The 12,880-nt window shown below is 41.3% G+C and carries 8 protein-coding genes; 1 reads left to right on the top strand and 7 read right to left on the bottom strand.

Features of this window, described 5'->3' with window-relative positions:
* The first annotated feature begins 377 nt into the window (after positions 1–377).
* Positions 378–824, top strand: coding sequence for a hypothetical protein (locus AC07YT_RS19485; RefSeq protein WP_086544919.1), 447 nt, complete (start codon positions 378–380; stop codon positions 822–824).
* Between the two features lie 152 nt (positions 825–976).
* Here AC07YT_RS19485 and AC07YT_RS19480 read toward each other — a convergent pair whose 3' ends face one another.
* The 7 genes from AC07YT_RS19480 to AC07YT_RS19450 all read right to left on the bottom strand — a co-directional run bounded on the left by AC07YT_RS19480 (position 977) and on the right by AC07YT_RS19450 (position 12,520).
* Positions 977–2,827, bottom strand: coding sequence for a glycoside hydrolase family 2 protein (locus AC07YT_RS19480; RefSeq protein ID WP_086549229.1), 1,851 nt, complete (start codon positions 2,825–2,827; stop codon positions 977–979).
* 364 nt (positions 2,828–3,191) lie between these two features.
* Complete coding sequence (locus AC07YT_RS19475; protein WP_145954192.1) at positions 3,192–4,271, bottom strand: glycoside hydrolase family protein; 1,080 nt, start codon at positions 4,269–4,271, stop codon at positions 3,192–3,194.
* Between the two features lie 19 nt (positions 4,272–4,290).
* The gene (locus AC07YT_RS19470) at positions 4,291–5,328 is read right to left on the bottom strand and encodes a glycoside hydrolase family 43 protein (protein ID WP_086549227.1); all 1,038 of its coding nucleotides are present in this window, start codon (positions 5,326–5,328) and stop codon (positions 4,291–4,293) included.
* Positions 5,329–5,455: 127 nt separating this feature from the next.
* Positions 5,456–6,433 carry a glycoside hydrolase family 43 protein gene (locus AC07YT_RS19465; RefSeq protein ID WP_086544918.1) on the bottom strand — a complete coding sequence of 326 codons (978 nt, stop codon included), beginning with the start codon at positions 6,431–6,433 and terminating at the stop codon, positions 5,456–5,458.
* Between the two features lie 246 nt (positions 6,434–6,679).
* On the bottom strand, positions 6,680–7,381 hold the full coding sequence (locus AC07YT_RS19460; RefSeq protein WP_086544917.1) for a DUF3823 domain-containing protein: 702 nt from the start codon (positions 7,379–7,381) through the stop codon (positions 6,680–6,682).
* A gap of 11 nt (positions 7,382–7,392) precedes the next feature.
* Positions 7,393–9,297: a RagB/SusD family nutrient uptake outer membrane protein gene (locus tag AC07YT_RS19455; protein ID WP_086549226.1), complete on the bottom strand. Its 1,905-nt coding sequence runs from the start codon at positions 9,295–9,297 to the stop codon at positions 7,393–7,395.
* Between the two features lie 19 nt (positions 9,298–9,316).
* Positions 9,317–12,520, bottom strand: coding sequence for a SusC/RagA family TonB-linked outer membrane protein (locus tag AC07YT_RS19450; protein ID WP_494945482.1), 3,204 nt, complete (start codon positions 12,518–12,520; stop codon positions 9,317–9,319).
* Between the last annotated feature and the right edge of the window lie 360 nt (positions 12,521–12,880).

The following is a 12,880-nucleotide window of genomic DNA, read 5'->3' as shown; positions in this document are numbered from 1 at the left end:
AGCAATGAACCGTAGGGATGGTTTTTAGTAATGATAATCTGTAAGGCCAATAGCCAAAATTTAGTCCTTTGAAGTAAGAATATAGCAGCGCATACCTGGAACATCCATATGTGTATTTTGATAATCGCTTGATTAAAGAAAAGAATTCTTCCAAATTGCCATTTTAATAAAAAGTGTAATTTATTTTAGCAATATTTATTTTTTGATTCTATTTACTGTAATCAAGATTAATAAGCATTTGAAAACAAGATTTTGAAAAAATTAAAAGATAATAAGCGCTCTTTTCCTGATTCATCAGAATCTTTAACAGTACGCTACAAAGATGCACAACCCTCAATACTTGACGGAATCGATTTTAAGCAACTTAAAACTACCAAATGAAAAAGATCATCATTATAGCTATTATTTGTATTGGTCTTGCGATGATATCATGGCCTTTCGGCATAGCCATTTATAATAAATCAAACCAAAACTTGAAGACTGCCGAAATAAGATCCCTGCTAATTGGAAGATGGAAATTTTCACACGGAAATTTTAATGGTTCGCAGAAACATAAAGAAATCGATTTGATGCAAGGACAAATATTCGATTTTTCAAGTATTTCGTATCGCACAAATAAAAGCAAGTGGTATTGCTTACCAAACGCTTATTTAATAAACCAAAGTCAGGTTGGTGGTCAGTTTTTTTATTCGTTTGTAGGTGCACAATCGAATCGAAATAGTTTTCGAATACTTTTATTAAATGATAAAGAACTATCAGGAGGTTGGGTTTCACAGCCAGATGAAATGCCAAAACCTGTTTTTTATTTTAAAAAGATGAATTAAATTTTTATCGTTTAACTTATCTGAATTAAGATTTATCTCTAATATTTATAGTCAGAGGAGTTATTTAGTAGGGCCTATTACATATAAGACCGCAGAAAGTTAATGCTGCGGTCTTTTTATTAGCGCTAAATACAAATTGCATTTATAGGAATCTACTTTTTAATTGGAATCCTAATATTGTACAATTTATCATGTAATGCTTTCATCTGTGTTTCCGAAAACTTAATGTCTTTTCGATCATAGGTCATTAATCCATTGGTTTCTACTTCCACATCGGTCGTTTGCGTGTACACGCCGGCAGAAAGTCCTAAGGGGATTAATTCTTCCAAACGTTTCATAAACTGGGCGTATTTGTTAAACAGATCGGTTTTGTTTTTAAAACTCTGATAACCCCAGTTGTTTTTCTGTTGCCAAACATGGCCATCAATAGGCAGGCCAAGTCCGCCAAACTCACCAAGCACAAGCACATAATCTTTCCCAAAATAATCAGGGCTCGGCATAGCCGGATGTGGATAATTATGCAGATCGATAATATCGCCTACCGGATGAAAATTACCTCCACTAGCCGTATTTACAAGCCTTGAAGGATCTTTCTCTTTCGTCCATTTGGCAATTTCTACCGTCTTAAACTGGCCCCAGGCCTCGTTAAAAGGTGTCCATACGACGATTGAAGGCACATTGTAAAGCGCATCGATAATCGCATTCCACTCTTTTTTATAATAGCCTTCAGATTCTGCACTTCTGTTTTGATCTGAGCCATGGTCTAAAATACCCGGACGGTTCTCCCAGCCATTACCCAAATCGCCACTTGGCATATCCTGCCAAACCAGCATACCCGCTTTATCGCAATGGTAGTACCAACGTGCGGGCTCTACCTTAATGTGTTTTCTGATCATATTAAAACCCATTTCTTTGGTTTTATCGACATCAAATTTTAAGGCTGCATCCGTTGGTGCAGTGTAAAGACCATCTGGCCACCAGCCCTGATCTAGCGGACCGTACTGAAAAACAAATTCATTGTTTAACAGCATACGCTGAATACCATTCTCATCTTTGCCCATTGAGGTTTTGCGCATGGCAAAATAACTTTTCACCTCATCTACCTTTTTATTTTTAGCAATCAGTTCAACTTTTAAATCGTATAAAAACGGATTTTTAGGGCTCCAAAGTTTAGGGTTCGCAATTTTTAAATTGATTGCACCGTTACCATCAGCAATCTGCTCAGCGACTTTCGTAGTGCCATCCCATGCCGAAACCTTAACCTGATCGCCAGTACCAGCGCCTGTTAAAAATGGGGTAACCGCTACCGTTTGCTGATCGATATCTGGTGTTATTTTAAGGTGATCGATGTGTACTTTATTTACCGCTTCAATCCAAACGGTTTGCCAGATACCGGTTACCGGGGTATACCAGATGCCTTCAGGCTTTTTCACCTGCTTTCCTCTTGGCTGAGGGCCTTCATCTGTAGGGTCCCAGACCTCTACAGTTAAAGTCTGGTTTCCACTCTTGTTCAGAAACGGCGTAATATTGAAACTGAAAGGATCGAAACCGCCTTCATGTTTACCTACCACTTTACCGTTGATGCTCACGGTACTTCTCCAGTCAACCGCGCCAAAATGAAGCAAAATTTCTTTACCCTTCATATTGGCCGGTACGGTAAAGCTGGTTTTGTACCAGAGCAGGCTATCCTTACCAACGGTTTTGCCCACACCCGAAAGTGAAGATTCTACCGCGAAAGGAACCAGAATTTTACCCTGATTGATTGCCGGTTGTTGCGATTTTCCGGAAATGGCATAATCCCAAAGTCCGTTTAAGTTTTTCCAGTTACCAGCACGCTCGAACTGTGGGCGTGGATATTCTGGCAAAACATTTTTAGGATTAACTTCCTGTGCCCATGGTGAAGAGATTTTCCCTTTTACCATCGACCACGATTTGTCCTGTTGCGCGGAAAGGGATAACGAGAGCCCCAGCAGCGAGATAAGGATGGATACTTTTTTGTTCATTGGTTTAAATTTGTGTGTTAAGGTTGGGTTTGGCAATGTTTTTAATTTAAGCAAAGAATAGTTTCATCCTGAGGGCTTATTTGTTTCATAAAAGTCAATATGAATGACAGCAATTAATTTACGCTTAAAATCCCCATAGTTACCGTCATTTCGAGCGAAGTGCAACGCAGTCGAGAAATCTGTCTAGATAGATCTCTCCATTTCGCTGTGCTACAGTCGAGATGACGACTATTCTATTGGGGTTTATCAATGATAGCCTCTGGAAAGACAAATATTTCAATTTTCAACTAAGGGTCTTCGACTCCGCTCAGACTGACAATAATTTTTATGAATCCATTCTTCGGATCTTCCTACTGAAAAAAATTTATTTGTTATTGAGTTTTTTAATCAGGTTTACCTCATCCAGGCGGTATGGGGTGCCATCGGGCTGAAAGATTTCGTGGAACCACTCAATCGGATCAGATCCATCGGCAAGCGGGGTATCCCAGGCATATTTGGTATTGGTTTTACCCGCAGCAAATCCCCAGTTAATGGCGCCAACATTTTCATTTTTTAGCATAGGCAAAATGTTTGAAAAGCGGCTGTTGCGTGATCGGGCCATATATTCGGTACAGATCAGTGGCCGGCCGCTGGCTTTTAACAGATCAATGGTTCTTTGGTGCCAGTCTGGTGCCTCATAGTTATGGTAGGTTACAATATCTGAGTTGGCCAGCTGTATTTCGTTAAGCTTTTCGAAACCCCAGCTCCACAATCCGATAGAAATCGGCTGATCGGGATTGACTGCTCTTGCCCAGCTGATGGTTTTGGTTAACAAGGGAATGGTAGCCTCTAACTTTCCACTATTTCCGGGTTCATTGTACAAATCCCAAAGTAAAATTCTTTTATCGTGTGCAAAATGGCTAAGTACATCCTTTACATATTTTTCGAGTTCAGGGAAATTGGCTTCTTCTTTAAAAGCAGGATCACCGGGATCTTGCAACCAGCCCGAATTGTGAACACCTGTTTTAGGTGCCGGCTGTTTACCAATGGCTGAAGTTTTATTCCAGCAATCGTCGAAAAAGACAAACATCGGTTTAATACCATGTTTTTGGGTAATGGTTAAAAACTGATCCATTCTCTTTTTAAAACCCTCAGGATCCTGACTCCAGGCCTTACTGAACAAGAATACACGCAGCGTGTTAAAACCAATTCCTTCGGCCCAGCCCAGTTCTTTATCAATCAGATCGGGTGAAAAAGTATCGGCCTGCCACATTTCCAGCTGATTGATGGCATTGGAAGGAATGTAGTTTGCACCTGTTAACCATTTATGTTCCTTGTACCAGGCATTGGCTTTTTCTACTGACCAAACTTTTGCAGGCTCAGTACTTTTTTTTGTTTTTTGCGCGAAACCCAGGCTGATGTTCAAACTCAGTACAGCAAGAAGCGCATAGTTTTTTAAATTCATATCGGTATTTATCTGATTATTATTTATTTCGGTTTGATGGTGAGGTGATGCTCAGTCCTGCTTTTACCGGAGTTCCAAAATTTGGTGTACCATCGGTATTCCAGTTGAATTTTTGGGCACGGGGTGAGCGGAAACCTCCGCAACCCTGACCCGGTTTATCGTTGGCATGATATAGGATCCAGTCTTCTTTTCCGTCTGGCGATTTAAAAAATGAGTTATGACCCAGCGCGTAGATGCTGTCTTTTGGCGACTGCTGGAAAACAGGCTGATCAGATTTTGCCCAGGAAGCAGGATCGAGCAGATTGCTTTTAGCCGACGCGGAAAGCATACCCAGGGCATAAAAATCTGTCCAACAGCCACTGGCTGAATAAATGACAAATATTTTATCTCCATGCGGCAAAAACTGAGGCCCTTCGTTTACATCCACATGGGCTCCTCCACCCAAATCCCCTATTTTTTCCCAGTTAAATTTTGGTGTAGAAATCTTCACTCTTTTTCCTTCTACCGTCCATGGATTTTTAAGCCTGGCGATGAAAATTTCCTGTTTGCCGTTTTCATCACCCTCCCATCCAGACCAGATCATATATAACTGGCCTTTAAAATCGATTACATCCCCATCAATGGCCCATTTATCAGTTGGATCGGCAATTTTACCTTTAAATACCCACTCGCCTTTCATGGGGTCGGCTGAAGCATTTTCTAAAACATACATGCGGTGGTTTTCATTTCTTCCATCATCGGCAGCGAAGTAAGCGTACCATTTGCCTCTTAAAAACATGACTTCCGGTGCCCAGATTTCTTTACTATACATGGTGCCTGCAGGTGCATGCCAGATGGTTTTCCGCTCTGCATCTTTTAAGCCATCTAAGGTTTTGGTTTTCCAAAGATCTACCCGGTTGCCAGTGGTATGGGTATAATAGTAATAACCATCTTTATAATAACTATAAGGATCGGCCCCGGATGGCAATAAAGGGTTGGTAAATGTTTGTGCAGGCAAGCCCACTGCCCATAACAGGCATAAAGTACTCAGCAAATATCTTATTTTCAAAGCGTTCATTTTTAAAGCTTTACATCTTTTATGTTTTTCGATTAGTGGCATTCGCCAATCCTTAAAAAAAGCAATTTCTTCTCTTAAACCGATTCATTTTCATCTCAATATTTCTACAAATGCAATCAATTTAACCCTAGAATGTTTTTGCAACACTTTGCCTTAAAAACCGAAAACTTTCAGCGTCGATTTGCATATGGTAGCGATCATTTTTATCTTTTACAAAAGCCGCTTTGACAACAGCGGTTGCCCTCGGCGATACCTTGTGGTTCGTGTAATGGGTATGAAATACATACTGCAGCTGACCACTTTTATCCGTAAAAAAATCTCCGTGACCGGTTCCGTTTAGCTGTAAGGTCTTTTTGCTGATGATCGGATTGCCTGTATATTTTAACCAAGGTCCTGTAGCTGAGCCTGAAGTAGCATAACCCACGGCATAATCCGGATTCCTGAAATCATTTGCGGAGTAAAAAAGATAATAAAGATTGTTCTTTTTTAGAACCGTTGGGCCTTCGGTTACCGGCCAATCGGTTTTTGCCGTATTTTCCCAGGGCTCAGTTCCTGATAAACAAAATTTTGTTGTTTCAGGGATTACATCTGAAAAATCATGCTTCAGTTCTGCTACAAAAATCCGGTTACCCTGATCAAGCTTTACATGATAGAGGTAGTTTTTTCCATCGGTATCGGTAAATACAAATGGATCGATCTGTTTCCCTATACCTGATATTGCTTTTAATTCTTTCTGAACAAAAGGACCTGTTGGGCTATTACTATGGGCAATAGCAATCTGTTCATCAGCGGTATAAGCCATGAAATAGGTTTTACCCTTTTTAAATACCTGTGGTGCCCAAAACCCTTTAGTTCCAAAGGCATCGCCCTTTTTTAAGGCAAATCCCTTATTTTTTCCGGCCGGTTTAGTCCAGTTTTTAAGATCGCGGGAAGCATAAACCATAAAGCCTTCATCGCCGCTGGTACCATATAAATAGTATATACCCTTGTCTAAAAAAATAGTTGGATCGGCCAGGTAAATGGTATCGTTTAATTGCTTGGCAAATGCGTTTTTACCAATAGAAAATACGAAGCAGTATAAAAAAAAGGCAAAAAGATATTTCATTTAATCATGATTAATTAAAGGTAAGATATTGATATCAATAATATTTCGATTGATCGTCATTCCCAACCTGCGCGGGAATGACGAAACTTTAAAGTATAAATATCAACTTAAGAGATCGTCATTTCGAGCGGAGTGCAACGTAGCCGAGAACCACGTAGTGCTCAGCGAAGCTAAATCTATTAGATCTCTCCATTTCGCTGCGCTACAGTCGAGATGACGATTTTTTTTTGTGGATACTGTCATTAACTAAAAATTTATTTTAGTAACAGGCGTAAAAATAAGGTCGTCTACTCCTGCAATTTTAACCCCTATTCTGGCAAAAACATAATTTTGTGCCGGTACAATCGTAGGGATATTTACACTCATATTTAAGTTATTCAGGTCGGCAATTGCCGTTCCGGTGAGTTGTTGTATTGCCAAGTTATTGCCTCCGTCTACAAACTGTGTTTTATTGATATACAGCGATACACTTTCTATATCCTTTGCATTGGCATCGGTGATGATTTTTTCCAGTTTGCAGAATCCATTCACTTTGCCGGAAGCGGCAGTTAAGCTAGCACCGCGGATCATGTAATAAGGCATGACTTCAATATCCATTACCTTGTTCCCGCTAATGTTTACCGCCAGGGTATCCTGTTTACCTGCGGCATTCTTTTTCCATAAAAACGGACCCTGGTTGGGTGAGAAAACTAGTTTATAGTTCCCATCGAATAATTTAGCTGAATAATTACCATCCTGACTTACATTTACGTTAAGTGCGGAGTAGTTACCAAAGCCTGACTGCCAAAGTTCGAAGTTTACCTGGCCGTACTGAACATTAATGGCTTCGCCCTTGTATACGATCCTGCCTGTGAAATCGGCTGCAGGTGCCTCGTAATTATCCTTTTTACAAGAGGAAAAAAACATGGCTATAATTGCCCCTATGATGAAATAAAATCTATTTTTCATGTTATATATGATTATTGATTAGGGTTTCTGATAATTTTCGGATTGCCGTTAAGTACATCCTGCCCGATAGATGAGTAGTAATTACCGATGCGGAAGCGGTGTGCCGCGGTAACACGGCTGGGTTTAATGACCTTAAAAATATACTTCAGGTGATTGGCATTACCCGGGTTGTAGTATTTATATGGCCACAAGCCAAACACCTGTGTACTGGTGCGCGTTGCGCTTCCAATATTGGCTGCATTGATAAAATCGGCGGCCGACATGTTGTTGCCGTTCCATACCTTGTCGGCCAGCCTCCAGCGTTTCATATCCCAAAGCTGATGTCCTTCAAAAGCAAATTCTACTTTTCGTTCGTGTACGATACGGTCGAAAGTAATATTTGCCGGACTTAATGCAACGGTTAATCCTGCACGGTCTCTTACCGGTTTGATATAATTGGCTGCTGTAGCGGCATCACCCAGTTCAAAAGCGGCTTCGGCAGCATTTAACAATACTTCTGCATAACGGTAGCGGATCCACCATACATCGCTCCGGGTCCCAATCTGGCCCGAACCTGTAGCAGGATCTAAATATTTACGCACGTAAAAGCCTGATTGCGCACTGAATTCTAAACCATCAACAGGGCCATCTCTTCCCACCACCTGTACCGATGCCGGATTATCTGGCAGTACCTCTTTTTTGCTCTGCCCGAAATTATCTCCGGTAATGATGGTACCATTGGCTAATTGGTAGCCCGCCCAGATGTCTACCGTTTTCCCTTTAAACTGTGTTCCAGGGAGAATTACCGTTCCGGCTAAACGCGCATCGCGGTCAGCAAAAATATCTGTGATGTTAGTATAATAAACCGGATTTCCACTGCCATCAACCGAAGCCAAAGAGGCATAGGTATTATCCAGTTTTTCGAAAGACTGAACCAGATTTAATGATGGGTTTAATCTTCCACCTTGTGCTTCTTCGGCAGAAGAACGCGGCTGGTTATCGATGGTAAAACCATGAACCTTATTGGTTTTCAATTTAAAATCTTTAGCAAAGATCACCTCCGGATTACTGCCTTTATCGGTAAAAAGGGCCGCAAAATTATCGGATAGGTTTGGGTTCTTTTTGTAAAGTGAATATTTACCGCCATCGATAATTTCTTTTGCCGCATTTAAGGCTTTGGTAAAATAACCATTAGCCATTGCCGCAGGAATGCCAACCTCTCCACCCGGAAGGCTTAATTGAGCATTGCTGTATTTGGCAATCGAACCAGCGTATAAAGCAGCTCTGGATTCCATGGCCAGCGCCGCAGCTTTTGTAGCCCTGCTCTGGATGGTCGCATTATCAGGAAGTATGGTTTTAATGGCTTCCAATTCTGAAATCACAAAATCATAAATTTCTGATTCCTTAGCCCTTGGATATTGCAGGTAACTTGGATCGCCGCTATAATCGTAGGCCAGGGGAACTGTAATCAAAGGAACACCGCCCATTCTTTTTACCATCTCGAAGTATACACCAGCCCTGATAAAACGCGCTTCGGCTAAAAAACGGTCGCGGTCTTCAGCTTTTAAAGCGGTCGCTTCCTGCCCGCGTTTAATAAACAGGTTCAGGTCATTTATGAGCCTGTAAACGCCCATATCCCAGTATCTCCAGGCATCATATCCGTATTCCAAATTCTGGTGGCGACCATAGTCACCACTTGCTGAAGCAAAACCCTCATCAAAATCGGCAAAAAGCCACCACGATTCGATGCGCTGAAAATCAGGGTAACGATCGTACAGATCACCAACTACGGTAAGCACCAGATTGGGGTCTTTCCATACCGCATCAATGGGTAAGGTACTGGTGGGTTGTTTATCTAAAAACTCAGAATCTTTTTTACATGACTGCGCAAAACTTAAACATGCAATGGCAGCAAATGTGTATATATATTTTTTCATTTGATTAGTCGTTTTCATGTTATAGCGATAATTTAAGACCGATGTTAAAAAACTTATTCTGTGGATATTGCAATCCATTATCGTCTGCAATTTCAGGATCTACACCATAATCTTTCAGGTTATCGATCGAGAAGAGGTTGTATCCGTTTACATATACCCTTGCATTCTGGATCTTGATTTTTTCTGCCCATCTTTTTGGCAGGGTATAACCAATCTCAAGTGTACGCGCCCTCAGGTACCTCACGTTGTGCAACCAGAAAGTCGAATTTCTGGTGTTGTTACTATGATCGCGGTCATTAAAACGGATTGCAGGATATTTACCAGCCACCCAGGGACTGTTCAGGTCATAGAGATTAGTACGATGCCAGCTGTCGTCAGCAAAATTCTGCAGCAAAGCCCCTCCATTCTGGAATGCCCAGCGCTGTTCCCAGTTCTGGTTCCAGGAATACATGGCACCGCCAGAAAAATCGGCCGTAAAATCGAAGTTTTTATAAGAACCGCCAATGGTAAATCCAAAACCTACATTTGGTTGCCCTGCTGTGGTATATCCTATTGGTCTCTCATCTAAAGGATCAATAATTCCATCGCCATTCTGATCTTTGTAAATTAAATCGCCCGGCAATAAAGAACGGTTGCCTTTTCCATCAATATTCACATTGTAGTTATTGATCTCATCGATACTCTGGAATTGACCGGTTACTTCATAGCCCCAAAAAATATCGGCATATCTATCGGTACCATTACTTCTGTAATTTTCCCATGAGTTGCCAAAACGTGGTTTATATCTTTCTAAAAGTTTCTTTCTGCTAATGGAAATGTTTCCACCAACATTGTAATTAAACTCACCGATTTTATCTCTGTAGTTTAAAGAGAATTCACCTCCAAACTGTGCATCGCTCTCCAGGTTTTCAACATTTAAAGGATATCCTAGTTCTATTGGAACAATGACGTCGTTTTTAATGGCCGGTAAACCAGAACGTTTTCTATAAAAATAATCTGCAGTTCCGGAAAGTTTACTGCCGAACATCGTAAAATCCAGACCGATGTCGGTAATTTTGCTTTTAAACCAGCTCAGGTTATTGATAATAGGACCTTTATCCCTTGAAGTGGTAATGTTTTTTCCATCCAATATCACACTGCCCTGGTTGTAGTTATAACCTGGGATATAGGCAAAAGGATCGATACCCACATCATCATCCCCAAGCTGTCCGTAAGAAGCACGGAGTTTCAAATCGTTTAAGATATTGCTTTCACCCAAAAGCGATTTCATAAATTTCTCTTGCGTAATTCTCCAACCAATTGATGCTGAAGGGAAATAACCTACACGTCTATCTGGCGCAAACTTCCATGAAGCATCTCTACGACCGGAAAGCTCCAGGTAATATTTATTGTCGTAATTGTAGTTTAACCTGCCCACATAACCAATACGGGCCTGCTCTTCCTGTATATCAGCAAAATCCTGCCCATCCATATCGGCAAACTGCAGCACAGGCAAAATATTAGTCTGTGGTACCGCATGTTGAAAGGTATAGGTTCTAAAACGGTCTAAACGCTCGGCCACCAATACAGCGCCTACCGTATGTTTGCCAAAAGTGCGGTTATAATTCGCCTGTAGCTGATAGGTATTGGTATATACTTTTTCGTTTCTGCGCTCTCTGTAAGGATTTGAACTGCCTACTTTTTCTTCGTAAATGCCTGTTTCCGGATGATAGGTATATACATTATAAGTGTACTCATGTCCATTGATTACGTTATCGGCAATGTAATAGGAATATAAACCTTTTATTTCCAAACCTTTTATTGGCGTTTCATAAGAGGCCGATAAATTGGTTTGCAAAACTCTCCAGTCTGATTTCCAGTAACCGCTTAGAGCTTTGCTCTGTACAGCAAACTGCTCGGTATTGTGACCGATATCGTTCGGGTAATTTGGATTGCCATTGGCGTAAGCCTGTTCAGTAGGTCTGTTTCTCAACAAAGCAAAACGGGCGGCCCAGTAATCATCTCCACCCGGTACGCCTGGCTGGTCGCGGCTTTCGATACGCCCGTTGATGAGCATACCCACCTTAAAACGGTCGGTTATTTTAGCCTCGATATTACTTTGGATATTGGTCCGGTTAAAATCGAATTCTCTTGCTTTTCCATATACACCTTTCTGATCTAAACGGGTAGCCGAAAAGTAATAGTTTACCCGGTCACTTCCACCCGAAGCACTTAAGTTTACTGAAGTTTGTGGTGCGTTTGGCGCAATAATAATATCTTTCCAGTTCTGACTCTGGTAACCATATTCTGTACCTGCTTTCCATTTATCCAGTTCGGCCTGGGTAATACTGGTTGATCCGTTCTGATTCATTTCTGCAGTAGCCTGCCCTACTTTCCACTGGTAAGCATCAGTCGTTTCCGGAAAACGTACCCAGTTCTGCCAGCCAGTATAAGCATCAACACTAAAGGTATTTCGTGTACTATTTTTTCCCCTTTTGGTGGTTACCAAAATTACACCATTTGATGCCCTGCTACCGTAAATCGCAGCCGATGCATCTTTAAGCACACTGATACTTTCGATATCGTTAGGTGAAATATTATTAAACTGGCCGGCATCTTGCTGAATACCGTCGATAACATAAAGTGGATTACCCATGTTACGGATCTGGATATTGGCGCTCGAACCCGGCCTTCCGTCAGGCATCCTGAAAGATACACCAGGTAACTTTCCTGCCAAACCTGTGCTCACGGTAGAACCGCCATGCACTTTTTCAAGGTCTTTGCTGCTGATTGATGAAATAGCACCTGTAATGGCCTCCTTTTTCTGTGTATTGTAGCCCACCACAATAACTTCCGTCAGGTCATTATTAGATGGCTTAAGCTGAACGCTGATTTGCGTACGGCCAGCCAATGCAACTTCCTGATTAACATAACCCACGTAAATAAAGATCAGTGTGGCATTTTTATCGGCTACCTGAATCCTGAATTTTCCATTGCCATCAGTAGTTACGCCCGTGCTGGTACCTTTAACTTTAATACTGGCGCCAACAACCGTTTCGCCCTTTTCATCAGTTACTGTTCCGGTAACGGCTGTCTGCTCCTGAGCCCTGAGCTGAAAGGAAAGTAAAATTAAGGTGATGGAAGTAAAAATAACGGAGAGGACTTTGCGTTTCAAAAACATTTTTTGAAGCAGGTACCCATCCAGGCGGACAAAGCCGCCATAAGAGAATAAACTTCTTTTCATATTAGGTTAGGGATTTGGTTAGTTATAGAAGTAAATGGATTTAGTTCTATTTAATTCTTATCCAAAGATTCGGTTTTTAGCTTTTCAGAGGGATACGCATTTGTATCAATCTTTCTTCATTTTGTCTCGATTTGTATTACAGCTGTTACTTTAAGGTGGTCGTCAACGCTGAGTATCGTCATCTCGACCGTAGTGGAGAGATCTTTTAATATAGTCCAAAGATTTCTCCATTCCACTGTGTTCCAGTCGAAATGACGACCTTTCTATGAAATCGACCTTTCGAGGAAGCCCTGCTATCTCTTCTCCCGACTTTTTACGTCGGGATCGTTCTATCAGGTTTATTTAACAAAGGCCAGTAGC

The organism is Pedobacter sp. GW460-11-11-14-TSB4 (assembly GCF_059423705.1).
The sequence above is the reverse complement of the archived record's forward strand: the minus strand, read 5'-3'. Positions and strand labels throughout refer to the sequence as shown.